The following is a 25,221-nucleotide window of genomic DNA, read 5'->3' as shown; positions in this document are numbered from 1 at the left end:
ATTTCTCACTATACTTAATTGTTCGTGGCGATATCTGGCCAGCACTGAACTATGTCGTGAGTATATCTTGCAGCTGCGAGGCGACGGTAGGATGAAAAAAATAGGATGGCAACGGGTGTTTCAACGCGATTCGCACGTCGTGCCTCTTGGAGGCAGCCCACGACTCGAGGGCTGGCCCCCGGAACACCGATGAAGTGAGTACCTGGGACTTCAGCTGCGCCGCAACGACGAGCGGAGCTTATAGCGCTCGCCGGGGTGAATCAGCCGGGCGTAACTGATCAGGTGATCGCCGGACCAGGTGCGGCGTGTCATGCTGAGGCATGGGCGGGTGGCTTCGGTCTCGAGTCGCTTGGCCGTCAGGTCGTCGACCAGTACGGCTTCGACTACGTGCTCGATGTCGGTGATCGGGCATGCCGCTACGAGTACCTCGTTGGGAGTTTGCTGGCGGAAGTCATTTTCCAGGTAGTCGGGTACCCAGCGCGGGTTGACGAAGCGCTCTTCGAGCTGGATCGGCACGCCGTTCTCGCGATGCACGATACGGGTATGGTAGACCCGTGTCCCGAGACGGACACCCAGGCGCAGCGCCACTTCGTCGTCGGCGGCAATGGCTTCGGCGAGCAGCACGTCATTGCTGTAAAGATGGCCGCGCCCACGCACCTCCTCGGCAATGTTGTGGACATCGACCAGGGACGATTCCACCTTGCGGTCCGTGACGAAGGTGCCGAGTCCTGGCTGGCGTGTCAGGTAGCCCTGTTGGACGAGGTCGCGAATTGCCTTGTTGGCTGTCATACGGCTGACGCCGAAGTTTCGCGCCAACTGCTCTTCGGGAGGAATCTGATGATGCGCCGACCACTCGCCGCTCTGGATCTTCTCCAGCAGGTGTTGCTGAATCTGCAAATAGAGCGGAGCGTTGCTGCTCATGGATAGGTTTCCTGTTTCGGCTTGTATATACATAGTCTACCTGGCCTGGCGTGAGGAGACAGCCAATGGAGAGCGCGACATGATCGGTAGCGCGGCGTCGGTGTCGATGGATTCAACAGGGAAGGTCCGGCATGTCACGTACCACGCGGCTGCTTGAACTAATGCAGGTGCTGCGGCGCCATCGGCGCCCGGTCAGCGGCAATGCGCTGGCCCGCGAGCTTGGGGTCTCGCTGCGTACCCTCTATCGCGACATCGCCTCGCTGCGCGCCATCGGCGCCGAAATCGACGGTGAGGCGGGCATGGGCTACCTGCTCCGGCCCGGCTTGATGCTGCCACCGCTGATGTTCACGGAAGAGGAGCTCGAGGCTTTGACCTTGGGGCTCAGGTGGGTGGAGCGCCGTGCGGACGATGGCCTGTCGCGTGCGGCTGGTGATGCCCTGGCCAAGGTGGCCGCCCTGCTGCCGGGCGGACTACGACACAGGATGCAGGACTCGGCGCTATTGGTGGGTCCAGGATGGGACAAGCCCCAGGTGGTCGATCTCGAGGTGCTGCGTCATGCCATTCGCAGCGAGCGCAAGCTGCGCATCGAGTATCGCGACCAGAAAGGGGAGCGCTCTACGCGCGTGATCTGGCCCATCGCCATTGCTTTTTTCGAGTCGACTCGCCTCGTCGTAGCCTGGTGTGAGCTGAGAGGGGCCTTTCGCAGCTTTCGTGCCGATCGAATCGAAGCGGGAGATTCGTTGGAAGAACGCTACCCAAGGCCGCGAGCGGTATTGGAGAAGGAGTGGCTGGATACGCTACTGCCAGAATGTGTCAGTGTCGAGCGGTAGGCTGTCGCTACCTCAAACCGAAGGGAGCAGCACCCCATGGAGCAAGATATCGTTTTCTATACCAATCCCATGTCGCGGGCCGGCATCGTGCACTGGATGCTGGAGGAGATCGGCCGGCCCTATCGCATGGAGGTGCTCGAGTTCGGGCCGCCGATGAAATCGCCGGCTTACCTGGCCGTCAATCCAATGGGCAAGGTGCCGGCGATCCGCCATGGCGATACCGTGGTGACCGAGGCCGCTGCGATCTGCGCCTACCTCGCCGAGACTTTCCCCGAGGCCGGGCTGCTGCCATCGCCCGAGGCGCGCGGCGACTACTACCGCTGGCTTTTCTTCGCCGCCGGACCGGTGGAAATGGCCCTATCGCTCAAGCATGCCGGTTTCTTGCTTACCGCGGAGCAGGAGATGCAGTTCGGTTGCGGCTCCTATGAGGCTGTCATCGATACCCTCGCTAGGGCGATAGCGGGGCGCAAATACATCGCAGGCAATAGTTTTACCGCCGCTGACGTGTATGTCGGTTCGCATATCGGTTGGGGTATGCAGTTCGGTACATTGGAGAAGCGCCCTGAATTCGAGGCGTATTGGGCCGGCTTGAAGGATCGTCCGGCCAACTTACGTTGCGAGGCCTACATCAACGAAGCCATGGCCAGCCAGGCAGGGGCGGGCGATAGGTAACCCACTACACCATGAGCATGGCGGACTGCGGCCTAAACGATCGAGAGCCGGTCGCGGTCCGACGGCTTCAGGTGGCGCCTGCCGTAATCGGAGGTTCGAAGCAAGCGCGAAGATGAGAGATCGTATCGAGGCGCTCGACATGCTGCGCGGCATGGCGCTGCTGGGGATCCTGATCATGAACGTGCAGGCGTTCGCCATGCCCCAGGCCGCCTACATGAACCCGACCGCCTGGGGGCGCCTGGAGGGAATCGATCTGGTTGCCTGGCTGGTCTCGCACCTGTTTGCCGACCAGAAGATGATGGCGTTGTTCTCAATGCTGTTTGGCGCCGGCATCGTTCTGTTCACCGAGCGTGCGGAGGCGGCGGGCCGCCCGGCAGTGGCCTTGCATTTTCGCCGCCAGAGCTGGCTGCTGCTCTTCGGTGTCGTTCATGCATACCTGATCTGGTACGGTGACGTCCTCTTTACCTATGCCGTCTGCGGCATGCTGCTGTATCCCTGTCGTCGACTATCGCCCGCCGTTCAATTGATGCTGGGGCTGGCGTTGCTGGCGGTTGCCTCGGCGATATTCCTCTTGCTCGGCGGCACGATGACGGCGTGGCCGGAGGCGGAGCGGCTCGCACTTCAGGTGGAATGGCATCCCCCCGCTGAACAACTGCAGGCCGAGATCGAGCGCCATCGCAGCGGTTGGCTAGAGCAGCTCCCCTATCGCGCTGAGATGGCCTTCGAGATGCAGACCTTCACGCTGCTGGTGTGGGGGCTGTGGCGGGCGGCGGGCCTGATGCTGATCGGCATGGCGCTGTACCGGCTTGGAGTGCTGACTGGCCAGGCCAACAGGCGTGTCTACATGGCCATGCTCGCTGCCGCCTTGATCCTGGGGTTGCCCGTGGTCGTCTATGGCATCTTCTGGAATTTCGCCAACGACTGGGGGCCGCATTCGCTGTTTTTTGGCGCACAGTACAACCACTGGGGCAGCGTCCCGGTCAGTCTGGGTTGGGTGGCATGCGTCATGCTGGCGCTCAAGGCGGCGTGGTTTCCCGGGCTCGCTCGCAAGCTGGCTGCGGTAGGGCGGACGGCTTTCAGTCAGTACATCCTGCAGAGCGTACTGTGCAGCCTGATCTTCCAGGGGTATGGCCTGGGCTGGTTCGGCCGGGTAGAGCGCAGCGAACAGTTGGTCATCGTACTGGCGCTCTGGCTGCTGCAGCTGTGGCTGGCACCGCTGTGGATGCGCCATTTCCAGTACGGACCGCTGGAGTGGCTGTGGCGCAGTCTGACCTACCAACGCGCCCAACCGTTCAAGCGTTGAGAGCGGCCCGGCAGCCACGACTGGGCATTGCCGGGCCTGTCTCAGGCTGGGTAAGGCTTCAAGGAAGGTCCTTGCCGCCTTGGGGATCTGCGGCATCGTAGTCCTGGGTATCGTCGGGCGGGGACCCGGGCTCGAGCGAGGTCTCGTGCTCGTACTGCCGGGCGGCCTCGATGGCCTCCGGCTCGCTATCGTGACGTGAGACTTCGCGTGGCAGGTCGGGATCGGTGACGTCGAGCACTCGCCAACCGCTTACCAGAAACGCTTCGCGATTCTCTTCCTTGACCGGCTCGACTCGTGCCGTTCGCGTCATGATTTCCTCCTTGGTCGGTTAGACTCCTTAACCATGGCAAAGGATACTGGGGTTGGCGAATGACGATCTGGCCCCTGAACGGGCTGCCAGGGTGCCGCTTCGCTTGACCTGATCCGTGCTGCGGTCCATACAGGGAGAGTCAGCAGCCCGACAACAGGAGGTCAGGATGAAAAAATTGCTCGGTACCGCAGCGGCTTGGTGGTTGCGCAAACCGGAAAATCGCGCAAGGCTGAAGCGCAAGGGCAAGCAGATGATTGACGGCTTTCGTGGTCGTCAGGCTCGCTCGACGGCAGAGCATCAGCGTCGCCGCCAGCCATGACTCGCCGCCCGTGAGTCATCACGCATGAAATGCCGGCCCCGGTCGCCACCGGGGCCGTCTTAGTATTCATTAACCGACCATTAACAGCGAGGCCGACCGACATCATGAGCCGCCGCATGAAGAGCCCAGCCGCGGCTCGCAATCGCCAGCCGATACTCGATGTCCTGAGCGTGATCCTGCCCGAGCGGGCCCGGATTCTGGAAGTGGCCAGCGGCAGCGGCGAACACGGGGTGCACTTTGCCGCGGCAAGGCCTGGCTGGGAGTGGCAGCCCAGCGATCCGAATTCCGAGGCACGCGACTCGATTTCCGCCTGGTGCGAACATGCCGGCCTCGCCAACCTGCTCGAGCCCTTGCCGTTGGATGTCGCCGGGATCTGGCCGGCCGGCCCCTTCGACGCGGTGGTGGCCATCAACCTCGTGCACATCTCGCCGTGGGAAGTGACCGAAGCGCTGATGGCGCGTTCGGCGCAGCGGCTGCGAGAGGGCGGGGTGCTCTATCTATACGGACCGTACCGCCGTGACGGCCGCCATACCGCAGCAAGCAACGCCGCCTTCGATGCCGACCTCAAGTCGCGCGATCCGCGCTGGGGAGTGCGTGATCTGGAGAGCGTCGTGGCCGAGGCCCAGGCGCATGGCTTCATGCTCGAGCAGACCATCGAAATGCCGGCCAACAACCTCAGCGTGGTGCTGCGCCTGCATGCCTGAGCGGTGTCACTGCTCCGCTTCGCTGCGGGTCTCGTCGACCTGGCCCGGTACGCGATAGCGTACGCCTTCGGCCTGGCGATCGTCCTCGTAGCGCCGGGTTTCCTCCTCGGCGGGAACGCCCCATAGGGTCTCGCGGTTGCCGTCTTCATAGGTGTAGGTGGTGCAGCCAGCAAGCACGGCGAGGCCAAGGGCTAGGCAAAGAGGTGGTGCGAGGCGCGGCATGAGTGTCACGTGGAATCCCTTCGTATGGGTGGTTCAGCGGCCAGCGTGAGGCCATACCGCAGGGTCGTCAAGTGATTGCAGTGGCATCATCCCGACCAGCCAAGCAGGATCGGCACGTAGACCACCAGCAGCAGCACGGCGATCAGGCCCAGCAGGTAAGGCAGGATGGCGCGAGTGATCCGCTCCAGCGGTAGCTGGGTTACCGATGAGGCGACGTAGAGATTGATGGCCACCGGCGGCGTGATCATACCGATCGCCAGCCCCATCACGATGATGATGCCGAAGTGGATCGGGTCTATGCCGAGCTGGCCTACCAGCGGCAGCAGCACCGGCGTGAGGATGATCAGGGCGCTGGCGGTTTCGATGAACACGCCGGTGAGCAGGATCACCGCCACCACCAACAGCATGATCACGTAGGGATCGGTCGATAGCGACAGCACCGCCTGGGCAATGGCGCCGGGGACCTGCCAGCTGGAGAGCGTCCAGCTCAGCACCGCCGAAGTGGCGATGACCAGCATGATCACCGCGGTAGTGATCGCCGAGCGGATCAGGATGCGATAGACATCGGCCAAGGAAAGATCGCGGTAGACGAACAGCGAGACGAGCAGCGCGTAGTTGACGGCCACCACGGCTGCCTCGCTTGGCGTGAAAATGCCGGAAAAGATGCCGCCGAGGATGATCACCGGGGTCATCAGCCCCCAGCTCGCCGCCTTGAAGGTGCGCCAGATCGTCGCCGGTGACAGCGCGGTGCCACGCGGGTAGTTGCGCCGATAGGCCTGGACGATGGCGATGACGGCAAGCCCGACCCCCATCAGGACCCCCGGCACAATGCCGTTGAGGAACAACGTCGATACCGACTGCTGGGCGATGACGGCGTAGATGATCATCGGTACCGAAGGGGGTATCACCACGCCGATGGTACCGCTGGCGGCGATCAGGCTCGCTGCCGAGGCCGGATCGTAGCCCTTGCGCCTGAGTTCCGGCACCAGGCTGGAGCCAACGGCGGCGGTAGTGGCGGCACCGGAGCCGGAAATGGCGGCAAAGAACATGCCGGCACCCACCGAGACGATGGACAGGCCACCCTTGAGAAAGCCGAACAGCGAGTCGGCGAAATCGACCAGCTTCTCGCTCACCTTACCCTGGGCCATGAGGTCGCCGGCCAGGATGAACATCGGTACGGCCACCAGGGCGAAGGAGTTGATGCCCTGGAACATCTGCTGGGTCACCACCATCAGCGGCACACCCTGGGCGTTTAGGGCTAGCAATGTACTGGCGCCGATGGCGAGCGCGATCGGCACGCCTGCCAGCATGAAGATAAAAAACAGGAGGAATAGTAGCCCCGTCATCGCGGTGGGTCCCCGGTGTCGTCGTTATCGGTACTGGCCGCCCAGGGGCCCTTGGCGATTAGCCCGATCACGTCGACCAGGGCGTACCATGCCATGATGGCGGCGGCGAGGGGGATCACGGCGTAGACGTAGGTCATCGACAGCCGCAGCGAGGCTGAACGCTGGAAGCTCTGCACCTGCATGTAGCGATAGCCGATCACGACCAGCGCGATCATGAAGCCCAGTGCCACCAGTACCGCGACGATACGTGCCAACTGGGCCAGGCGCGGGGGCAGGGCGTCGACGACGAAGGTCACGGCAATGTGGCGACCGCGCTGGAATGCCAGAGTGGCGCCGAGGAAGGTGATCCAGATCAGCAGGAAGCGCGCCACCTCCTCGGTCCAGCCCACCGCGGTGAAGAAGACGCGGGAGACGATCTGCAGCGTGATCACGCCGATCAACGCCGCCATGCCCAGGAATACGATGGGCTGGATGACGGCGTCGAGGGCGCGTTCACTACGCTGCAGCAGGCTCGTGAGAGCGTGCAGCGGAGCGTTCACTTATTGCAGGGCCTCGCGAATGCGGGTGAGGTAATCGCCGAACTGCTCGCCGTACTTCTCGTAGACCGGATCCACGGCGGTCTGGAAGGCTTCGAGGTCAGGGTCCTCGACGATCTCCATGCCGGCGGCACGCAGTTCGTCGAGCTGGTCGGCCTCCATCTCGGCGTTCATGCGGCGCTCGTGCTCGGCGGCCTCTTGTGCCGCTTCGACCAGCACGTCCTGGGCGGCTTCAGGCAGCTGGTTCCAGGCCGGCATACCCATGACGAAGATGGCCGGCGCATAAGTGTGGCGCGACAGCGTCATGTGGTCCTGGGTTTCGTAGAGCTTGAACGAATGAATGACGTTGACCGGGTTTTCCTGACCATCGATGGTGCCCTGCTGCATGGCTGTCAGGGCCTCGGTCCAGGCCATGGGGATGGCATTGGCGCCGAGCTCGCGGAAGGTGTCGGTGTAGACGGGGTTTTCCATCACGCGGATGCGCAGGCCGTCGAGGTCGTCGGGGTTGTGCACCGCCCGTTCGCTGTTGGTCAGGTTGCGGAAACCGCGCTCGGCGTAGGCCAGGCCCTTGAGGTTGACGTCGGAGAGCTTGTCGAGCAGCTCCTGGCCGATCTCTCCGTCGAGGACTTCATAGGCGGCTTCCGGCGAGGGGAACAGGAACGGCAGTTCGAACACCGCCATCTCCTCGACGAAGTTGGCCACCGGGCCGTTGGTGATCACGCCCATGTCGACGGTACCGATCTGCATGCCTTCGAGCAGGGTGCGCTCATCGCCCAGCGAGGCATTGGGGTAGATGTCGATGGAAATGGCGCCGTCGGTGCGCTCGGCGACCAGTTCCTGGAACTTGACCGCGGCGATGTGGAAACCGTCCTGCTCGTTGACCACATGGGCCAGGCGCAGGGTGACGGGATCCATGTCCTCGAAATCGGAGGCCTGGGCAGCGGAAACCAGGGCGACAGAGATACCGAGTGCCAGCGTGCTGCGTGCGAACATCTTCATTTTTAATTTTCCTTTGTCGGGTCAAACCGTTGGGAGGATGCCCCAGGCAGCCCGACAGGGTCAATCGTTAGACCGTTATCAAGTAATAGACTAACGATCTAGCCGGCCGGGCATCAGTCCCATGCGCCAGAATCGAAAATGTCACAGCAGGCGGTACATCACGTGGGCGTCTACCAATCCCCACTGCGGATGGCGAAAAGCGCAGGGCAGGGTACCGACGATCTCGAAGCCATGCTTCTGCCACTGGCGGATCGCCACTTCATTGGTCGAGACCACCATGTTGAACTGCATGGCGGTGAAACCCAATTCACGCGCCACACGCAGCGAGTCCTCGCATAGCTTGTTGGCGATGCCTTGGCCACGGGCCTGCTCGGCCACCAGATAGCCACAGTTGCAAACGTGGTCGCCAGGGCCCGGCTGGTTGGGCTTGAGGAAATAAGTGCCGAGAACGCGCCCGCGGGCGTCTTCGGCCACGCGTACGGCACGCGGCAGCTCGACCCACATGCGGTAGGCGTCGGATTCACCGATGTCGCGCGGCACGGCATAGCTGTCACCGGCGTGCAGCACCGGGGCAATGAAATCCCACATGGCGGGCCAGTCACCCGACTGGTAGGGGCGGATGCGGATCATCGGTGTCCTCCTTGATACCTGGCATCGGCCCGATTCTACGGCATGTCAGCGTGGAAAGGGCACTCTCCCATGTCAGGCCGGGCCAACGAGATGCTTGACCGCCAGGTAGGCGGAAAGTCCCCAGGGCCCAAGCTCACGACCAATGCCGCTGCGCTTGAAGCCGCCCCAACCGGTTTCGGGCAGCACCAACTGCTCGCCGTTGAGCCAGACGCTGCCGGCCTGCAGAGCGCGGCCGATGCGTGCAGCCCGCTCCCGGTCGGCGCTTACCACCGTGGCGGCCAGGCCGTAGTCGCTGTCGTTGGCCAGCTTGATCGCCTCCTCTTCGTTGGCGATGCTACGTGCGCAGAGCACCGGGCCGAAGATTTCCTCGCGCCATAGCCGACTCTGAGTCGGCACGTCGCGGTAAAGGATGGGGGCGACGAAATAGCCCTGCGGCGGCAAGGTGCGATGGCTGGCGTCGCGCACCGCCCGGAGCCCCTCCTGCTCGGCGACGGCGAGATAGGCCTGGACGTTCTCGCGCTGGCGGGCGCTGGTCAGCGGTCCCATGTCGGTTCCTTCATTCAGGGGATCGCCCAGCACCAGAGTGTCGATTCGCTCGGCCAGTGCGTCGTACAGCCTGTCGGCAACGGCTTGATGGACGAGCAGCCGCGAGGTGGCAGAGCAGATCTGGCCGGCATTGAAGTAGATGCCCGCCATGACCCAGTCGGCTGCCTGTTCGGGGTCGGCATCCTCCATCACCAGGATCGGCGACTTGCCGCCGAGTTCCAGTGAGATATCGGCGCTGCGCTCGGCGGCGGCGTGCATCACCGCTTCTCCGACCCGGTTGCTGCCGGTGAACGAGACCTTGTCGATGCCGGGGTGGGCGGCCAGCGGTGCGCCGATGCCCTCGCCGTCACCGAGCAGCAGGTTGAAAACGCCGGCGGGCAGATCTATCTCCTGAGCGATCTCGGCCAGGACCCGCTCGGGCAGCGGGGTCACCTCGGAAGGCTTGAGCACCACCGTGCAGCCCGCGGCCAACGCCGGGGCAAGCTTCCAGGCGCTGGTCACCAGCGGGAAGTTCCACGGCGTGATCAGCCCGACCACGCCCACCGGATCGTGATAGCAGCGCGCCTCGACGCCATCCATCTCCAGCTCGACGAGCCGGCCCTGGCGTTCATCCAGGGCCTGGGCCTGGCCGGCGTAGTAGCGGTAGCAGGCGATGGCATCATCGAGATCGATGCCGGCCTCGGCCAGCACCTTGCCGTTGTTGGTCGAGGAGAGCCTGGCCAGCTCCTCCCGGCGCCGGCTCAGGCCCTCGGCTAAACCCTCCAGGTAGACGGCGCGATGGGCACCGGATAGCGCCCGCCAGGCCGGCAGGGCACGGCGTGCCGCGGCTACGGCATCGTCGACATCGTCCGGATGGCCGGCGGTGACCTCGGCGATCGTCTCCTCCCGGTAAGGATTCATCACCGACAGGTAGCGCTCACCGCGCGATGATACCCAGCGGTTGTCGATGAATTGGGAATCGAGACATTGCATTGCGTGCTCCTTGGTATCAAGTCAGGCCGCAGCGGGATGGGGTAGCGCCTTGCTGGCGGTGTAATAAAGAGAACCGGTAATTGCGAAGACGGGTAGGGACGCGCCATATTCCAGCGGTTCTACCCAGTTCCAGTAGTAGGCCAGCAGTGCCCCAGCAGCGTAGCTGCACAAGGCGATAACGTTCACTGCCGGCAGGGTACGGCAGGAGTCGATGAGCAATTCCGGCGTGTAGCGGCTACGGTCGATGAGATAGTAGTCGACGATCACCAGTGAGAAAGCCGGGATGAATACACTGCCGATGACCAGGAGAAACGTCTGGAACTGGTCGAGTATGCCAGGAATAAGCGACCCTACGACGGAAACCGCGCCGATAATGGCGGCTGGCTTCCAGAAGGGCGTGGCTGGCCGAACGCTCATGAAAGAGAGCGTGGCACTGTAGACACACATGACGTTGGTCGTCAGGACCGAGAAGAAGATCACCAGGGCCGCCGGCAGGCCGAAGCCAAAGCCACTTAGTAGGGCGGTGGGATCGTAGGTCTGCGGGAAACCGATGGAGACGGACAAGGCAGACACGGTGGCGCCCAGGCCCATGGCCACCAGGGTTGCGGTCACATAGCCACCCCAGGTGCCGATCACGGCGGCTTTCAACGTACGGCAATGGCGGTTGTAGTCAGCGGCTAGAGGTATCCAGGAGAAAGCGGTGGCGACTACGATGTCGAAGGCGACCCCTGCTCCCATGAGGCCAGTGGCCTCGAGCTCGGTGATGCTGGGAAGGTCATAATGCCGGTTGAGGGCGAAGAGTACGACGCCAGATAACGCCAGCATCAGGACCGCCGCTGCCTTTTCCGCCTTTTCGATACCCAAGTGGCCTCGCAGGGCGATGGCGACGACGAGAAGCTCGCATAGTACGGTGAACAGCGCCACGTTGGAGTAGCCCGTAAGCGTCGAGACGGCATAGTCGAGGCTCATGCCGGCCAGCAGCGCTTGGATCCAGCTCCATGCGATCAGCGCCAGCAAGTTGACCCAGGCGGGAAACCCTGCCCCGACTCGCCCGAAGGTGCCGCGTGCCAGCACCATGGTCGTCATGCCGGTGCGCTGCCCCATCGCACCGATCAGTACCAGCGGGACGATGCCGATGGCTGAGCCCAGCAGCACCAGCCACATGGCGTGCATGAAGCTCAGATCCGGTACCAGCAACATGCCGGTAAGGATGGTGGTGACTACCACGTTTGCACCCAGCCACAGTGCGAAGGTGCCGGGCAAGCCCAGGCTGCGTTCAACTTGCGAGGCGGATAGGGTGTCGTGGCCGAAAAGGGCTGGTTGTTGGCTCATGGCTTGATCCTCGTTTATTGCTTTTGTCTTGGGTATGAGCAGCGTGTTCGCGAACCTTAGAAGAAGAGTGTGTGGGCCAAGAAGGCGATGATCGGCAGCGTGATGGCGGTGCGCAGCAGGAAGATCGCCACCAGCTCCCACAGCTTGAGCGGGATCTTCGACTTGAGCAGCAGCGCGCCGATCTCCGACATGTAGATCAACTGGGTCAGCGACAGGCAGGCGATGACGAAACGGGTCAGCTCGCTCTCGATGTTGGTCGCCAGTACCGCCGGCAGGAACATGTCGGCGAAGCCGACCAGGGTGGCCGGAGCGGCGGCTTCTGCCTCGGGAATGCGCAGCAGCTCGAGCACCGGCACCATGGGGTAGGAGAGCCAGGTGAACAGCGGCGTGAATTCGGCCAGGATCAGCGCCACGGTGCCGATGGCGAACACCAGCGGCAGCAGAGCCAGGAAAATGTCGGCGACGTTGAACAGCGCGTTGCGCGCCAGCTCCCTGGGGCCGGGTGCGTGCTCGGCGCGGCGTACGGCCTGGGTCAGGCTGTAGCGCAGCAGGCCAATCTCCTCGGTGCGCTTCTCGGCCAGCTGGCAGCCCACCGGCTCATAGTAGGTATTCGGCTTGCGCGACAGAGGCGGCAGGCGCGGCACGATCACCGCGGCGATCAGTCCGGCTACCACCACGGTGAAGTAGAACGGCACGAACATGTGATTGAGGTCGACGAAGCTGGTGATCAGCAGGCTGAAGGCGATCGAGACGATGGAGAAGTTGGTAGCGATCACCGCCGCCTCGCGACGGTTGTAATAGCCCTTCTCGTACTGCTGGGTGGTGATCAGCACACCGACGGTACCGGAGCCCATCCAGGAAGCGGTGGCGTCGATGGCGCTGCGCCCGGGCAGGTTGAAGATGGCTCGGAAGGGCTTTCGCACCAGGCTGCCGATGAACTCCATGAAGCCGAATTCGATCAGGAACGGCAGCAGCAGGGCGGCGAAGAAGAAAAAGGTCAACAGTACCGGGGCCAGGTCGTTGAGCATCACGCCGCCGGTGAACGAGGCGGTGACGAACTCGGGGCCGAACTGGAAGAAGGTCATCAGGGCAAAGGCGGCGCCCAGAATGCGCATGCCGAACCACATCGGGCCGACGTGGAACATGTCGTGCAGCACGCCCCTCTCGGCCCAGCCCGGGCGGGCCAGCTTGACCCAACTGGTGGCCAGGACCGAGAGCACCAGCACGACCACGGCGATAGCCGGCAGGGCGCCGTCGAGCAGCGCCTTGAGCCCGTCAGCCATCACGCCCATGCCGATGTTGATGGTGTCGCCGACCTGGAACGGGATCAGGAACAGGCCGACACCGAGCGCGGAGGGAAGCAGGAATTTCAGCAGGCTGCCGCGTTCGAAAGGCGCCTGGGCGGCAACGTCACGGTGGGTGGTGTCAGTGGAAGACATGGGATTTCCCTTTGGGTTGTCGTTGTAGGTCAGGCGGTGTCATGACAGTCGCGACCCTTGCGTCAGTCGCGGCTATCTTCTGTCAGTCGCGACGCTTCACGCCGGGTAAGGCGCAAAGCATCTCGTAGAGCAGGGTGGCGCCCATCATCGCCGTGTTGCCGCTCGGGTCGTAGGGCGGCGAGACCTCGACCAGATCGCCGCCGACGATGTTGAGCCCGGCGCTCCCACGCACGATCTCAAGCCCCTGGGCCGAGGTCAGTCCGCCCATCTCGACGGTGCCGGTACCGGGGGCCACGGAGGGGTCGAGCCCGTCGATATCGAAGGAGACGTAGACCGGGGTGTTGCCTATCTGCTCGCGCACTTCAGCCATCAGCGGCTCGAGCGAGCGATACCAGCACGCCTCGGCGGTGACCACGCGGAAGCCCTGCTGGCGGCACCAGTCGAAGTCCTCGGCGGCGTAGCCGGTCCCCCGCAGGCCGATTTGCACTACCTTGCCGTGGGCCAGCAGCCCTTCCTCCTGGGCGCGGCGGAATGGCGTGCCGTGGGCGATGGGTTCGCCGAACATGTGCTCGTTGACGTCGGCATGGGCGTCGATATGGATCAGCCCCACCGGGCCATGCTTCTTGGCGATGGCGCGCAGGATCGGCAGCGTGATCAGGTGATCGCCGCCCAGCGTCAGCGGCGTGCAGTCATGGCGGAGCACTTCGTCGTAAAAGGCACTGATGATGTCCACTGTCTTGGGCAGATGGAAGGTATTGATCGGCACGTCGCCGATGTCGGCCACCTGCAGGCTGTCGAAGGGGGCGGCGCGGGTGGCCATGTTGTAGGGGCGCAGCATGCGCGACTCGTCGCGGATCTGACGCGGGCCCAGGCGCGTGCCGGGGCGGTTGGAGGTGGCGATGTCCAGCGGCACGCCGATAAAGGCCACGTCGAGCCCTGCGGCGGTAGGTTGGGTGGGCAGGCGCATCATGGTGGCGGGGCCGCCGAAGCGCGGCATCTCGTTGCCGCCGAGCGGCTGGTTGAAGTCGGGCATGGTCGGCTCCTTGCGTGACGGTGGGTCTTTGCACGTCTCTCCGCTGCATGTAGCAGCTTTCATGCCAACCCCGTGCGGCCCGCCATCAAGGGATTTTTTCCCGCCTGCGATGCAAGATTGAATCGCATGCGCCGCTCATGCGATGCATGATTGAATCAAGATTCATATTTGCATCGGTGGCAAGGCATGAGCGACATCGACCAGGAAGTGATCAGGACCATCGTCGAAACGGCCAACGACCATTTCTTCATCGTCAACGGTGAAGGCCTGGTATTGGACGTCAGCCCAGGGGCGGCTGCGGTCTACGGCATGGCGCGGGAGCGCCTGATAGGCAGTACCGTGCAGCGGTTGGAGGCGGAGGGGGTGCTCAAGCCCTCCATCAGCTTGGAGGTGATCCGCAGCGGCAAGCCGGCGCAACTGATGCAGGTGACCGGTACCGGTAGGCGTGTCATCGCCGAGGCCCATCCGGTGTATCTCAAGGGTAGGCTCGTGCGTATCGTCAGCCGCTCCCGCGATCTCACCGACCTGCAGCTGCTGCAGGACGAATACGCCCTGCTGCAGAAGCGCTTTAGCGAGCATCTCAAGCGCAGCCAGGGCGGCGCCGATGCCGAGGATGGCCAACTCGAAGCGGCGCTGGATGAACTTCAGGTGCGCAGCGACGTGATGCGGGAGCTGGCCCTGCTGCTCAAGCGCGTGGCGCCGTCGGATGCCACGGTATTGATGCTCGGCGAGTCGGGCGTGGGCAAGACCGCCTTCGCCCGCCAGCTGCATCGCTGGAGCCGGCGTCACGCTGGGCCGTTCCTCGAGGTCAACTGCGGAGCGATACCGGAGAACCTGTTCGAGTCGGAGATGTTCGGCTATCAGCCGGGCGCCTTCAGCGGGGCGGCACGACAGGGCAAGGCCGGGCTGCTGGAGCAGGCGCAGGGCGGCACGCTGTTTCTCGACGAGATTGGCGAGCTGCCGCTGCCGATGCAGACCAAGCTGCTCAAGGTGATCCAGGATGGCAGCGTCACCCGGCTGGGCGACACCCGCCCGCGGCGGGTCGACTTCCGCCTGGTGGTGGCCACCAACCAGGACCTGGCCAGGCGCGTGGAGCGCGGCGCCTTCCGTCTAGACCTCTACTATCGACTGAACGTCATTCCGGTGACCCTGCCGCCTCTGCGCGAGCGTCGCGAGGACATTCCGGCTCTGGTCGAGGCGTGCCTGGAGCGGCTCAACCAGCGCTATGGCCAGCGCAAGCTGCTGCATGGCAGCACCTGGTCGGAGCTGATGGGCGGCGACTGGCCGGGCAACGTGCGCGAGCTCGAAAACTGGCTGGAACGTGCCTGGCTATCGAGTCCGGGCGATCTGATTCACTCGCCGAACCGCGCCGAAACGGCGGACCCAGTGGCTGTTTCGCCGGCCGATTGGGCCTCGGCGGCCGTTCCGACACTGACGCAGGGCGAAGGTCTGAACGACTATCTGGCCCGTGCCGAACGCAGCGTGCTGGAGGAGATGTGCCGTACGCTAGCGAGCACCTATGCCATCGCCGAGCGGCTGGGGATCAGCCAGCCCAGCGTGGTGCGCAAGCTAAAAAAGCACGGGCTCAAGATTCAGCGCTGAGCCGAGTTCTTCATGATGGCCCGCTCGAGTATCTCGAAGCGACCGGGCACCAGGGCGTCCTCCACGGCGGTGATACGCAGCACGTGGCCGAGATCCGGATGCGCGGGGCGGGCGATGAGACGGCCGGCTTCGAGCAGCTCCTGGTTGAGTCGTCCCGCCAGCTCCGCGCTGGGCAGGCGGATGGCGATGAAGTTGGTCGCACTGGGCAGAACCTCGGCACCCAGGTCGTGAAAATGCCGGGCAAGGCGTTGGCGGCGCTGCTTGACGTCACGAATGTGTGCTTCCACCTCGCTATGGTGATCGAGCACGGTCTCGGCGACGGCCAGCGTCAGGGCGGATACGGCGTAGTGAATGCGCACCTTCATCATCATGGCCAAGGTTTCCGGCTCGGCAATGGCATAGCCGATGCGCATGCCGGCCAGCCCATGGGCCTTGGAAAGCGTGCGCAGCCGGATCACCCCGGGCAGCACTTCGCGACTGAACGGCGAATCGGCATCGTCGCGAAAGTCATGGTAGGCCTCGTCGAGCAGCAGCCAGCAGTCGTCGGGCAGTTCTGCTCGCAGCCGGCGGATCTCCTCGTCGCTGTGAAGATGTCCGCTGGGATTGTCAGGGTTGGCGACGTAGACCAGCCGGGCCCTGTGCTCGTGGGCGCTGGCCAGCAGCGCCTCGAGGTCGGGCGAGAGCAGGCCCGGAGCCTCTTGATAGGAGCGTTCGACGAGGTGGCAGCCCTGGCCTTGAGCGAAGTAGCCGAAGGTGGGATAGGTACCGCTGGCGCTCACCACCGTACAACCGGGCGTGGCCACTGTGCGCAGCGCGAGGGCGATCAGGCTGTCGGCGCCGGCATCCACCAGGGTGGTTTCCAGTGGCAAGCCATAAAGGGAGGCAAGCCGCTGGCGTACCCCGAGCGCTTCCGAGTCGCCGTAGCAGTAGACGTGCTCCACCATGGCGTCGCCGAAGCGCTCGCGCAATGCCCGGTGGGGCATGTCGAGGCCCTCGTTGGAGCCCAGGCGATGGGGAATCTCCCGGCCGATACGCCGTTCCAGCACCTTGATGCCGGGAAAAGGGTTGCTGGGGCCGGGGCCGGTCAAGTGGTCGGGAAAACGGGGCATGGAAGACTCCAGTACTCGAGAAGCAGTGTAAGGGATCGTCGCAGCAGGCTGTCATTCGCTCAAGGCTGCTTATTGGCTCAAGGCTGCTTATTGGCTCAAGGCGGTGGCTTGCGCTGGGTCATGACGATGGCGACGGCCGAGAGGATCAGTGCGAGAGCCAGCAGCAACCTGAACGTGAGCGGCTCGTCGAGCAGCACCACGGCACTGGAAACGCCGACTACCGGAATGATCAAGGTGCTGATGGTGGACTGGCCGATGGTGAGACGGTTGACGTTGCGAAACCACAGCATTTGCGCCAGGCAGATGGCAAAGACCAGATGATATCCCAGGCCGAGCCAGGTCGATGTTCTCCAGTTGGCGGGGTTGCTCGGCGATTCGAGCAGGGCGGCCAGCACGATCATGGGCAGGGCGCAGAGCGCGAACTGCCAGCCCGTGATGACCACGGGATGACCCTGCCAGCCACCGCGACGCTTGATCAGCACGGTACCCAACGCCCAGGAGAGCGCGGCAGCGAGCACGAACGCGGGACCGGCGAGACCCTCGAAACCGGCCTGCCAGGCAGCCGGGCCGAGCAGTACCAGCAGGCCTGCCTGGCCCAGCCCCAGGCCGAGCCACTGGCGTCGAGTCACCCGCTCACCGAGCAGCCCGATGGCCAGCAGCAGCGCCCAGCAGGGCATGGTGAAGGCGACGATGGCGGCCTGGGACGTCGGCATGTGCAGCTGGCCGAACGCCGTGCCCAGGTTGAAGCCAAGGATGGTGAACAACCCGCTCACGACCAGCCAGAGGCGTTCTCCCGGTACGATGGCAAGCGGCCAGCGCTTCAGCCACGCCCATCCCAGCAGCATCAGCGCACCGGCGCTGAAGCCGATGGCGCGCAGGCTGAATGGCGGAATGTCCATCAGGCTGAAGCGCACCGCCGGCCAGTTACCGCCCCAGAACAGCCCGATCGCCGCAATCAGCAGCAGCGTGGTGAGATCGCGACGCGCAAGCGTCGAGGCGGAGGAGGGCGCCTGGGTCGGCATGCGGGGTTCACTCCTCCAGGGCCAGGACCTTGTCGCGGTTGAGCAGGTTCAACGGATCCAGTGCACGTTTGAGGGTACGCATCAGGGCGAGCTCCTCCGGCGTGCGCGACAGCGTCAGGTAATCGCGCTTCTCCAGGCCGATGCCATGCTCGGCAGAGACCGAGCCGCCCAGTTCGGCCAGCGGCTCGTAGACGATACGCTCTACGGTGCGGCGGGTTGCCGGCTCGTCGTCGCCGACGCTGACCGAGACGTGCAGGTTGCCATCCCCCAAGTGGCCGAACACCACGATGCGTCCTTGCGGCCAGCGCTGCTGCACGGCCCGCTCGAGTTCCGCGGCATAGCCGGGCATGTCGGGAATGGGCAGGCTGACGTCGAAGGTGAAGAGAGGGGCCAGGTGCTGGATCAGCCCCTCGATATCCTCGCGGATGTTCCAGATGCCCTGGCGTTGGGTATCGGACTGGGCCAGCACCGCATCCTCGATCAAGCCGGCCTCGAGGGCCGACTCCAGGGCGGCGCTGAGCTGCGCCGTATTGGCCGCGTCGTCGTTGCCCAGCGACTCCACGATGGCGTAATAGGGCCAGTGAGGTGGCAAGGGAGGTGTATTGCGGCCGCTCTCCTCGGTGAGCAGCGCATAGTGGTTGCGCCACATTACCTCGAAGGTGCCGAGGCTGCCGCCGAGTTCCCGCCCCAGATGGGCCAGTAGGCCTGAAACCCCCGCGAAGTCGGGGCAGGCCACCAGGGCGGTACGCTCGCTGCTCATCCTGGGATGCAGGCGAAGAACGGCACGAGTGACGATGCCCAGCGTGCCTTCGCTGCCGATGAATAGCTGCTTGAGGTCGTAGCCGGCGTTGTTCTTGAGCATGCGATTCAACGAGCTGACCACGCTGCCGTCGGCGAGCACGGCCTCGAGACCGAGTACCTGCTGGCGCATCATTCCGTAGCGAATCACTCTCACGCCGCCAGCGTTGGTGGCAATGTTGCCGCCGATGGTACAGGAGCCACGCGCGCCGAGGTCGAGTGCGAACAGCAGGTCGTGCTCGGCGGCGATTTCCTGCACCTTCTGCAAGGGCGTGCCGGCCTGCACGGTCAAGGTGCTGCCGATCGGGTCGACCGATTCGATCGCGTTCATTCGCTCGAGCGAGATGACCAGCTCGTCGGGGGCAGCCTCGCCACCATGGACCAGGCCGGTGAGACCGCCATGGGTGACCACCGGTTGGCGGGCGGCGTGGCACAAACGCATCACTGCGGCGAGCTCATCGGTATTGCCGGGACGCACGATGGCCCCGGCGTGACAGCTCGCGCCGCTCATCCAGTCGACCCGGCGCTGGGTCACGTCATCGCCGGTGAGTACGTTGCCTGAGCCGACGACGGCGGCGATGTCCGTTAGTAGAGCTTGCATGAAATATCCTTGTGCTTTTCCTGGGCGTCAGGCTTGTCCTCCAGGAGCGTCTTCAGGCCATGGCCGCTTCGTGCGCACGGCCGGGAATGGCATCGAGAAGCTGCCTGGTATAGGCCTCTCGTGGGTTGAGGAAGACTTCCTGTGCCGTGCCCTGCTCGACGATGCGCCCCTGCTGCATGACGATGATGGTGTCGCAGATCTGGGCCGCGACTCGCAGGTCGTGGGTAATGAACAACAGTGAGAGCGAGAGTTTCTGCTTGAGCTCCTCGAGTAGCTCCAGCACCTGGGCCTGGATCGACACGTCGAGCGCCGACACCGCCTCATCGGCGACGATCAGTTCCGGGTTCAGCGCCAGGGCGCGGGCGATGCCGATACGCTGGCGCTGGCCGCCGGAGAATTCGTGGGGAAAGCGATCCACGGCCACGGCGCCGAGCCCCACCAGCTCCAGCAGTTCCTCGGCCTGACGCATCGCCTTGTCTTTTGGCACGCCGTTGGCCATGGGACCCTGGGCGATGGCATAGCCGACGCGATGGCGAGGATTGAGCGAGGCGTAGGGGTCCTGGAAGATCATCTGCACACGGTGTCGTTCACGGCGTAGCACGTCGCCGCGCAGCGCGGAGAAGTCGGTGCCGGCCAGCGCGAGCGTGCCGCTGTCGGGCCGCTCGAGTCGCACCACGCAGCGACCGAGCGTCGACTTGCCCGAGCCGGACTCGCCGACGATGCCCACCGTCTCGCCGGGGGCGAGGGTGAAGGAAACGTCGTCCAGCGCTCGCACTTCGCGTGCCGGCTTGAACAGGCCTCCGCGTGAGCGGAAGACCTTGTTGAGGTTGCGCACTTCGAGCAACGGTGCGGGGCGCTCGCCGCCTCTCGCTTCGGGAACCCGGTTGCTCGGTATCGCCTCGAGCAGGGCCCGGGTATAGTCGTGGCGCGGATTATCGAGAACCTCATCAGCCATGCCAAGTTCGACGATCTGGCCAAAACGCATCACACAGACGCGGGTGGCGACTTCGGCCACGACACCGAAGTCGTGGGTGATGAACATCACCGCCATGCCGCGGCGCTTCTGCAAGTCGCGGATCAGCTCGAGGATCTGTGCCTGAGTGGTGACGTCGAGAGCCGTGGTGGGCTCGTCGGCGATCAGCAGCTCCGGCTCCAGTGCCAGCGCCATGGCGATCATTACCCGCTGTCGCTGGCCGCCGGAGAGCTGGAAAGGGTAAGCGCGAATGGCCCGCTCGGGTTGCGGAATGCCGACTTCTTCCAGCAGCGCCAGTGCCTTCTCCTGGCGTTCGCTGCCACTGTACTTGCCGTGGGCCTCGAAGACTTCGGCAATTTGGGCGCCGACCCGCATCAGCGGATTGAGCGCGGTCATCGGCTCTTGAAAGATCATGCCGATGCGCAGGCCTCGCAGCTGGCGGTGCTGCTTCTCGGAGAGCGTGAGCAGGTCCTGGCCGTCGAACAGTACTTCACCGGCGGTGGGGCGTACGCCCTTGGGCAGCAGGCCCATCACGGCATTGGCCGCCATCGACTTGCCGGAGCCGGATTCGCCCACCACGCACATGATCTCACCGCGCGCCACGTCATAGCTGACGTCTTCCACCGCGTAGTCACGGTCGGCTCCCTGGGGCAGGGCCAGGGTCAGGCCACGAATGCTCAGTACCGGGGTGTTGTCGTTCATGGTCCCTCTCCTATGAGCGTTCGCGGGCGAGCTTGGGATTCAGGGCGTCGTCGAGCCCCTCGCCGACCAGGTTGAGCGCCAATACCGTGAGCAGGATTGCCACCCCCGGGAAGAAACTCAGCCACCAGGCCTGCCGGATCACCGTGCGGGCGGCGCCGATCATGTAGCCCCACGACATCACGTTGGGATCGCCAAGACCCAGAAACGAGAGTGCTGATTCCAGCAGGATCGCCGTGGCCACCATCAGCGAGGCGAGCACGATGATCGGCGACAGCGTATTGGGCAGGATCTGCTTGAGAATGATGGTGCGGTTGGTCTGGCCGACCAGGCGTGCGGCCTCGACGTACTCGCGATGGCGCAGCGACATGAATTCGGCGCGCACCAGGCGCGCGACCGGCGGCCAACTGACGATGGCGATGGCCAGCACGATGGACGCCACGCTCGGTTGCATGATCGCCACCAACACGATGGCCAGGGCGAAGTTGGGGATGGTCTGGAAGAACTCGGTGAAGCGCATCAGGGCGTCGTCGATCAGCCCGCCGTAGTAGCCGGCGACGGCGCCCAGCGGCACGCCGATCAGCAGGGCTACCGAGGTCGAGATCAGGCCGATCAGCAGCGAGACCCAGGCGCCGTGCATCAACCCGGCGGCGACGTCGCGTCCCATGGTGTCGGTACCCAGCCAGAAGCCCTCGGCCTCCAGTGGTGCGAGGAAGGGACGCTGTACCATGCGCCAGGGCGACTCGGGATAGAGCAGCGGCGCGAGAATCGCCATCAGCACGATGGCGAGCAGAATGACGAGGCCGACCAGGGCGCCGCGGTTCTGGGCAAAACGGGCGAAGAAGCTCATGACGCCTCCTTGATGCGAGGGTCTGCCAGGCGATAGACGAGATCGGTGATGATGTTGAACACGATCACCAGGGCGGCGGAGAAGAAGAAGATTCCCAACAGCAGGTTGTAGTCGCGCTGTTGCAGCGCCTCGAACATCAGCCGGCCGATGCCGGGCCAGGCAAACACCGTCTCGGTGAGGATGGCGCCGCCCACCATCTGGCCTGCTTGTAGGCCGGCCAGGGTAATGATTGGCAAGAGGGCGTTCCTGAGCACGTGACGACGCTGGATCACCCGGGGAGCAAGTCCCTTGGCACGGGCCGTCTTGACGTAGTCCTGCTGGCTTGCTTCGAGCATCGAGGCGCGCGTCATGCGGGTGTAGATGGCCATGAAGAACAACGCCAGCGTGGTGGCCGGTAGGATGAGATGCTTGGCTACATCGAGAGCCAGGGCAAAGCCGGTGTGGCCGGCGCCCACCGTGTACATGCCGTAAGCCGGCAGCCAGCCGAGAAAGACCGAGAACAGTACCACGGCCATAAGGGCAACCCAGAACAGCGGGGTGGCGTAGAAGATCAGCGCCAGGGCCATGATCAGCGATCCCGAGGGCTTCTTGACCCGGGCTGCGGCCATGGAGCCAAGTACGATGCCCAAAGCCAGCGATAGCACGAAGGCGGTACCGGTCAACAGCAGAGTGGCGGGCAGCCGCTCCAGAATCAGGTCGAGCACCGGCATCCCCTGGCGGTAGGACCAGCCGAAGTCGAGCGTGGCGATGCCCGATACGTAGCGCCACAGTTGAACGTACATCGGTTGGTCGAGGCCGAAGCGCTCGCGCAACTGGCGCAGGAACTCTTCATCGGTGGCGCCGGCTTCGCCGGCCATGATCGCGGCGGGATCCCCCGGCGCCAACTGGATCAAGATGAAGTTGAAGATGACGATGAGGAAGAGGACGACGACGGCCTTGAGCAGCCGCATCACGAACAAGCGGGCGTAGAGCATGCAGCAAGCCTCTGGGGTCGAAAGGGAAGGGCGGCCAGGAGGCCGCCCCTGTCACGCAGGAAGATCAGCGATCGAGCCAGGCGTCCCGGAAGGCATCGTTGATTCCGACGCCGGAGGTGACCAGGTTCTTCACGTCGCAGCGATAGATGGTCGGGAAGCCGAGTTCCAGCAGCCAGCCAACGGGAACGTCCTCGTGAAGGATCTCCTGGGCTTCGTGGTAGTACTCTTCGCGGGCGGATTCCGGGTAGGCAGTGGCCGCCTGGTCGAAAAGTTCGTCGATGCGCTCGTTCTCATAGCCCTCGACGTTGTTCCACGGTGAGCCCTTCTCGATATTGTCCGAGCGATAGGAGCGGGTGATGCCCAGCGCCGGATCGCCGTACTGGTAGAGATAGGTGAAGGCCAGGTCATAATCCCAATCGCCCAGGCGCTGGTTCCAGCCGCCCACGTCGGTCGCCACCGTGGTGACGTTCACGCCCACTTCGCGCAGGTTCTGCTGCACGGCCTCGGCCCAGCGCGTCCAGGTCTCGCCGTAGGGCAGTGGCAATAGGCGTACTTCCTCGCCGTCGTAGCCCATTTCATCGAGCAGCTCGCGGGCGCGATCGGGGTCGTAGTCGTAGGGTTCCAGCCCTTCGTGCTGGAACTTGGCGTTGGAGCCGAATGCGGAAAGCGGGACCTTGCCCATGCCGTTCCACAGCACATCGCGAGCGAACTCGCGGTTCATGGCGTACATGACCGCCTGACGGAAGCGCTTATCGGCGGTTGGGCCTTCGCGGTTGTTCATCCACAGCATGGCGAAGGGGCTGAAGTACTCGTTGCCCTCGTCGGTGATGCAGGCATTCTCCATCGCTGAGAGGCGCGGAATGTCGAAGTTCTCTACCGTGCCATTGGGCAGGACGTCGACGGTGCCGTTCTCGAAGGCCACCGCACGGGAGGCCCCGTCGGGGATGATGTGCCAGTTGACGCCGTCGAGGTAGGGCAGGCCTTCCTCGTAATAGTCGTCATTGCGTACCAGCTTGATCACGGTGCCACGGTCCCAGCTGTCGAACTCGAACGGGCCGGTCCCGATGGGGTGGTTATTGGCTTCGTTGTCGCGGAAGTCGGTGCCTTCGTAGATGTGCTTCGGCACCATGGTGAAGGTGCCGGCCTCGAACGAGATCAGGAAAGGTCCGAACGGCTCGGCCAGGGTGAAGACCACGGTGTGGTCGTCGGTGGCCTCGATGCTCTCGACGTGCTGCAGCACGGCGCGGGCACTGGGGTTGAGTTCACGATGAAAGACATCGGCCGAAAAAACCACGTCTTCCGCTGTGAAGGGTTCGCCATCATGCCACTTGACGTTCTCACGAAGATGGAAGGTATACGTCAAGCCATCCTCGCTGACCTCCCAAGACTCGGCCAGCTGGGGGATCGGCTCCAGGTCGGTAGAGTAGCGCAGCAAGCCCTCGTAGATGCTACCGGCCACCTTGCGGGTGGGGTCGTTCTGCACCATGCCCAGAACCAGGCCGGGCGGCTCGGGTTGGATGATGGTGTCGATGACGCCGCCGCGCTTGGGCTCGTCGGCGGTAGCGATAGCGGAGGTGAAGGCCAGAGTCGCGACGGCCAAGGTAAAGGGCGTCTTGCTCATTGTCGGGTTCCTTCTTGTTGTCTCGGCGACTTGTTCTTGGATGGATAGGTGCCGTCTATCAGCTCTTTGACCATAGCAGTGCGATTCCAAACTGTCGACAGTCGCCAATCGACGGTCGACATAATCGACCGTTGCGTCATACTCTAACGAAGTCAACCCGCAAGAGCCCGATGAATGACAGCCTCGAAAGCGTTCGGTAGCGGTATGGTCATCCAGCAGCGCAATCTGGTGGAGCAGGTCGCCGATTTCCTCACCCAGGCCATCATCAGTCAGCAATTCGCGCCCGGTGAGCGGCTTTCGGAAGTGCAACTGGCCCGGGATCTGGGCGTCAGCCGTGCGCCGGTGCGCGAGGCGGCCCGGCTTCTCGAAAGCAGAGGACTGCTGGTGTCGCAACCCCGCCGTGGCTTCTTCGTACGCGCGCTGGACGCCAGCGAACTCAATGATGTATTCGACCTGCGCCTGTGCCTCGAGCGCCATGCCTTGGCTCGGCTGGTCGAGACCTATGACACTGACAAGGCGCAGGCCCTGCGCCGTCAGGTCGACCTCATGTGCGAGGTGGCATTGCAGGACAGCGAGAGCCGCAAGATTGAGGAAGATCTCGTCTTCCATCGCATGCTGATCGCTTTTACCGGCAATCGACGCCTGCTCAAGGCATTCGACGACATTACTCATGAGCTGCGTCTTTGCATCGCGTTGATCGGCAAGACCCATGCCGATCCCGACAGCATCGCGACCAGCCACTGGCTGCTGCTCGATGCGCTGGCCAGCGGCGACGCCGAGCGCTGTCGCGAGGCGATCGATTACCATATCGGCGTGGCGCAGCACTATGTGGTGAAGGGGATCGGAGAAGCCTGATGC

At 64.0% G+C, this 25,221-nt stretch carries 25 protein-coding genes; 7 read left to right on the top strand and 18 right to left on the bottom strand.

Annotation, left to right across the window (positions count from 1 at the left end; translation table 11 throughout):
- Positions 1–210: 210 nt before the first annotated feature.
- On the bottom strand, positions 211–921 hold the full coding sequence (hutC, locus tag KPL81_RS19980; RefSeq protein ID WP_219793615.1) for a histidine utilization repressor: 711 nt from the start codon (positions 919–921) through the stop codon (positions 211–213).
- A 131-nt stretch (positions 922–1,052) separates the two neighbouring features.
- On the opposite strand from hutC, the gene KPL81_RS19975 reads away from it, so the two are divergent.
- From KPL81_RS19975 to KPL81_RS19965, 3 genes are all read left to right on the top strand, one after another.
- Complete coding sequence (locus KPL81_RS19975; RefSeq protein WP_219793614.1) at positions 1,053–1,751, top strand: helix-turn-helix transcriptional regulator; 699 nt, start codon at positions 1,053–1,055, stop codon at positions 1,749–1,751.
- A 36-nt stretch (positions 1,752–1,787) separates the two neighbouring features.
- Positions 1,788–2,423: a glutathione S-transferase family protein gene (locus KPL81_RS19970; protein ID WP_219793613.1), complete on the top strand. Its 636-nt coding sequence runs from the start codon at positions 1,788–1,790 to the stop codon at positions 2,421–2,423.
- A gap of 112 nt (positions 2,424–2,535) precedes the next feature.
- Entirely contained in the window at positions 2,536–3,726 is a 1,191-nt protein-coding gene (locus KPL81_RS19965; protein WP_219793612.1) for a DUF418 domain-containing protein, read from the top strand.
- A gap of 58 nt (positions 3,727–3,784) precedes the next feature.
- On the opposite strand, the gene KPL81_RS19960 is transcribed toward KPL81_RS19965, so the two are convergent.
- Positions 3,785–4,036 (bottom strand): hypothetical protein, encoded by a 252-nt coding sequence (locus tag KPL81_RS19960; RefSeq protein ID WP_219793611.1) that lies wholly within the window; start codon positions 4,034–4,036, stop codon positions 3,785–3,787.
- Between the two features lie 166 nt (positions 4,037–4,202).
- On the opposite strand from KPL81_RS19960, the gene KPL81_RS19955 reads away from it, so the two are divergent.
- Together KPL81_RS19955 and KPL81_RS19950 are read left to right on the top strand one after the other, a co-directional pair.
- The gene (locus KPL81_RS19955; RefSeq protein WP_209472148.1) at positions 4,203–4,355 is read left to right on the top strand and encodes a hypothetical protein; all 153 of its coding nucleotides are present in this window, start codon (positions 4,203–4,205) and stop codon (positions 4,353–4,355) included.
- Positions 4,356–4,471: 116 nt separating this feature from the next.
- Positions 4,472–5,059, top strand: coding sequence for a DUF938 domain-containing protein (locus tag KPL81_RS19950; protein ID WP_240549408.1), 588 nt, complete (start codon positions 4,472–4,474; stop codon positions 5,057–5,059).
- A 6-nt stretch (positions 5,060–5,065) separates the two neighbouring features.
- On the opposite strand, the gene KPL81_RS19945 is transcribed toward KPL81_RS19950, so the two are convergent.
- The 9 genes from KPL81_RS19945 to speB form a co-directional block, all read right to left on the bottom strand.
- Positions 5,066–5,281 (bottom strand): hypothetical protein, encoded by a 216-nt coding sequence (locus KPL81_RS19945; protein ID WP_219793609.1) that lies wholly within the window; start codon positions 5,279–5,281, stop codon positions 5,066–5,068.
- An 86-nt stretch (positions 5,282–5,367) separates the two neighbouring features.
- Positions 5,368–6,627: a TRAP transporter large permease gene (locus tag KPL81_RS19940; RefSeq protein ID WP_219793608.1), complete on the bottom strand. Its 1,260-nt coding sequence runs from the start codon at positions 6,625–6,627 to the stop codon at positions 5,368–5,370.
- Positions 6,624–7,166: a TRAP transporter small permease gene (locus KPL81_RS19935; protein WP_338035647.1), complete on the bottom strand. Its 543-nt coding sequence runs from the start codon at positions 7,164–7,166 to the stop codon at positions 6,624–6,626. The genes KPL81_RS19940 and KPL81_RS19935 overlap by 4 nt, the downstream gene beginning before the upstream one ends.
- Complete coding sequence (locus KPL81_RS19930) at positions 7,167–8,162, bottom strand: TRAP transporter substrate-binding protein (protein ID WP_219793607.1); 996 nt, start codon at positions 8,160–8,162, stop codon at positions 7,167–7,169.
- A gap of 141 nt (positions 8,163–8,303) precedes the next feature.
- Positions 8,304–8,792 (bottom strand): GNAT family N-acetyltransferase, encoded by a 489-nt coding sequence (locus KPL81_RS19925; RefSeq protein ID WP_209472143.1) that lies wholly within the window; start codon positions 8,790–8,792, stop codon positions 8,304–8,306.
- A 72-nt stretch (positions 8,793–8,864) separates the two neighbouring features.
- Positions 8,865–10,310, bottom strand: coding sequence for an aldehyde dehydrogenase family protein (locus tag KPL81_RS19920; RefSeq protein ID WP_219793606.1), 1,446 nt, complete (start codon positions 10,308–10,310; stop codon positions 8,865–8,867).
- A gap of 21 nt (positions 10,311–10,331) precedes the next feature.
- The gene (locus KPL81_RS19915) at positions 10,332–11,642 is read right to left on the bottom strand and encodes a purine-cytosine permease family protein (protein WP_219793605.1); all 1,311 of its coding nucleotides are present in this window, start codon (positions 11,640–11,642) and stop codon (positions 10,332–10,334) included.
- Positions 11,643–11,698: 56 nt separating this feature from the next.
- The gene (locus KPL81_RS19910) at positions 11,699–13,081 is read right to left on the bottom strand and encodes a YjiH family protein (protein ID WP_219793604.1); all 1,383 of its coding nucleotides are present in this window, start codon (positions 13,079–13,081) and stop codon (positions 11,699–11,701) included.
- 82 nt (positions 13,082–13,163) lie between these two features.
- Entirely contained in the window at positions 13,164–14,114 is a 951-nt protein-coding gene (speB, locus tag KPL81_RS19905; protein ID WP_219793603.1) for an agmatinase, read from the bottom strand.
- Between the two features lie 186 nt (positions 14,115–14,300).
- Here speB and KPL81_RS19900 point away from each other — a divergent pair, with 186 nt between their 5' ends.
- A complete protein-coding gene (locus tag KPL81_RS19900) occupies positions 14,301–15,716 on the top strand; it encodes a sigma-54 interaction domain-containing protein (protein WP_219793602.1) in 1,416 nt (471 codons plus the stop codon).
- On the opposite strand, the gene KPL81_RS19895 is transcribed toward KPL81_RS19900, so the two are convergent.
- The 7 genes from KPL81_RS19895 to KPL81_RS19865 form a co-directional block, all read right to left on the bottom strand.
- Positions 15,707–16,825 (bottom strand): pyridoxal phosphate-dependent aminotransferase, encoded by a 1,119-nt coding sequence (locus KPL81_RS19895; RefSeq protein ID WP_219793601.1) that lies wholly within the window; start codon positions 16,823–16,825, stop codon positions 15,707–15,709. The two genes, KPL81_RS19900 and KPL81_RS19895, sit on opposite strands and share 10 nt — an antisense overlap.
- A 95-nt stretch (positions 16,826–16,920) precedes the next feature.
- Positions 16,921–17,847, bottom strand: coding sequence for a DMT family transporter (locus KPL81_RS19890; RefSeq protein WP_209472138.1), 927 nt, complete (start codon positions 17,845–17,847; stop codon positions 16,921–16,923).
- A gap of 7 nt (positions 17,848–17,854) precedes the next feature.
- Positions 17,855–19,246: an FAD-binding oxidoreductase gene (locus KPL81_RS19885; RefSeq protein WP_219793600.1), complete on the bottom strand. Its 1,392-nt coding sequence runs from the start codon at positions 19,244–19,246 to the stop codon at positions 17,855–17,857.
- Between the two features lie 52 nt (positions 19,247–19,298).
- Positions 19,299–20,921 (bottom strand): ABC transporter ATP-binding protein, encoded by a 1,623-nt coding sequence (locus KPL81_RS19880; protein ID WP_219793599.1) that lies wholly within the window; start codon positions 20,919–20,921, stop codon positions 19,299–19,301.
- Positions 20,922–20,931: 10 nt separating this feature from the next.
- Positions 20,932–21,768: an ABC transporter permease gene (locus KPL81_RS19875; protein ID WP_209472135.1), complete on the bottom strand. Its 837-nt coding sequence runs from the start codon at positions 21,766–21,768 to the stop codon at positions 20,932–20,934.
- Complete coding sequence (locus tag KPL81_RS19870; RefSeq protein ID WP_209472134.1) at positions 21,765–22,742, bottom strand: ABC transporter permease; 978 nt, start codon at positions 22,740–22,742, stop codon at positions 21,765–21,767. The genes KPL81_RS19875 and KPL81_RS19870 overlap by 4 nt, the downstream gene beginning before the upstream one ends.
- A gap of 64 nt (positions 22,743–22,806) precedes the next feature.
- Complete coding sequence (locus tag KPL81_RS19865) at positions 22,807–24,363, bottom strand: ABC transporter substrate-binding protein (protein WP_219793598.1); 1,557 nt, start codon at positions 24,361–24,363, stop codon at positions 22,807–22,809.
- Positions 24,364–24,537: 174 nt separating this feature from the next.
- Here KPL81_RS19865 and KPL81_RS19860 point away from each other — a divergent pair, with 174 nt between their 5' ends.
- The gene (locus tag KPL81_RS19860; protein ID WP_219793597.1) at positions 24,538–25,218 is read left to right on the top strand and encodes a GntR family transcriptional regulator; all 681 of its coding nucleotides are present in this window, start codon (positions 24,538–24,540) and stop codon (positions 25,216–25,218) included.
- Positions 25,219–25,221: the final 3 nt, after the last annotated feature.

The sequence above is a fragment of the Billgrantia antri genome, from assembly GCF_019430905.1.
Classification (GTDB): domain Bacteria; phylum Pseudomonadota; class Gammaproteobacteria; order Pseudomonadales; family Halomonadaceae; genus Halomonas; species Halomonas antri.
This window is presented reverse-complemented; position numbering and strand designations above follow the sequence as displayed.

Bases quoted from the DNA above. Each gene is read 5' to 3' on its own strand.
- hutC (WP_219793615.1), bottom strand. From the start codon at position 921: ATGAGCAGCAACGCTCCGCTCTATTTGCAGATTCAGCAACACCTGCTG.
- KPL81_RS19975 (WP_219793614.1), top strand. From the start codon at position 1,053: ATGTCACGTACCACGCGGCTGCTTGAACTAATGCAGGTGCTGCGGCGC.
- KPL81_RS19970 (WP_219793613.1), top strand. From the start codon at position 1,788: ATGGAGCAAGATATCGTTTTCTATACCAATCCCATGTCGCGGGCCGGC.
- KPL81_RS19965 (WP_219793612.1), top strand. From the start codon at position 2,536: ATGAGAGATCGTATCGAGGCGCTCGACATGCTGCGCGGCATGGCGCTG.
- KPL81_RS19960 (WP_219793611.1), bottom strand. From the start codon at position 4,036: ATGACGCGAACGGCACGAGTCGAGCCGGTCAAGGAAGAGAATCGCGAA.
- KPL81_RS19955 (WP_209472148.1), top strand. From the start codon at position 4,203: ATGAAAAAATTGCTCGGTACCGCAGCGGCTTGGTGGTTGCGCAAACCG.
- KPL81_RS19950 (WP_240549408.1), top strand. From the start codon at position 4,472: ATGAAGAGCCCAGCCGCGGCTCGCAATCGCCAGCCGATACTCGATGTC.
- KPL81_RS19945 (WP_219793609.1), bottom strand. From the start codon at position 5,281: ATGCCGCGCCTCGCACCACCTCTTTGCCTAGCCCTTGGCCTCGCCGTG.
- KPL81_RS19940 (WP_219793608.1), bottom strand. From the start codon at position 6,627: ATGACGGGGCTACTATTCCTCCTGTTTTTTATCTTCATGCTGGCAGGC.
- KPL81_RS19930 (WP_219793607.1), bottom strand. From the start codon at position 8,162: ATGAAGATGTTCGCACGCAGCACGCTGGCACTCGGTATCTCTGTCGCC.
- KPL81_RS19925 (WP_209472143.1), bottom strand. From the start codon at position 8,792: ATGATCCGCATCCGCCCCTACCAGTCGGGTGACTGGCCCGCCATGTGG.
- KPL81_RS19920 (WP_219793606.1), bottom strand. From the start codon at position 10,310: ATGCAATGTCTCGATTCCCAATTCATCGACAACCGCTGGGTATCATCG.
- KPL81_RS19915 (WP_219793605.1), bottom strand. From the start codon at position 11,642: ATGAGCCAACAACCAGCCCTTTTCGGCCACGACACCCTATCCGCCTCG.
- KPL81_RS19910 (WP_219793604.1), bottom strand. From the start codon at position 13,081: ATGTCTTCCACTGACACCACCCACCGTGACGTTGCCGCCCAGGCGCCT.
- speB (WP_219793603.1), bottom strand. From the start codon at position 14,114: ATGCCCGACTTCAACCAGCCGCTCGGCGGCAACGAGATGCCGCGCTTC.
- KPL81_RS19900 (WP_219793602.1), top strand. From the start codon at position 14,301: ATGAGCGACATCGACCAGGAAGTGATCAGGACCATCGTCGAAACGGCC.
- KPL81_RS19895 (WP_219793601.1), bottom strand. From the start codon at position 16,825: ATGCCCCGTTTTCCCGACCACTTGACCGGCCCCGGCCCCAGCAACCCT.
- KPL81_RS19890 (WP_209472138.1), bottom strand. From the start codon at position 17,847: ATGCCGACCCAGGCGCCCTCCTCCGCCTCGACGCTTGCGCGTCGCGAT.
- KPL81_RS19885 (WP_219793600.1), bottom strand. From the start codon at position 19,246: ATGCAAGCTCTACTAACGGACATCGCCGCCGTCGTCGGCTCAGGCAAC.
- KPL81_RS19880 (WP_219793599.1), bottom strand. From the start codon at position 20,921: ATGAACGACAACACCCCGGTACTGAGCATTCGTGGCCTGACCCTGGCC.
- KPL81_RS19875 (WP_209472135.1), bottom strand. From the start codon at position 21,768: ATGAGCTTCTTCGCCCGTTTTGCCCAGAACCGCGGCGCCCTGGTCGGC.
- KPL81_RS19870 (WP_209472134.1), bottom strand. From the start codon at position 22,742: ATGCTCTACGCCCGCTTGTTCGTGATGCGGCTGCTCAAGGCCGTCGTC.
- KPL81_RS19865 (WP_219793598.1), bottom strand. From the start codon at position 24,363: ATGAGCAAGACGCCCTTTACCTTGGCCGTCGCGACTCTGGCCTTCACC.
- KPL81_RS19860 (WP_219793597.1), top strand. From the start codon at position 24,538: ATGACAGCCTCGAAAGCGTTCGGTAGCGGTATGGTCATCCAGCAGCGC.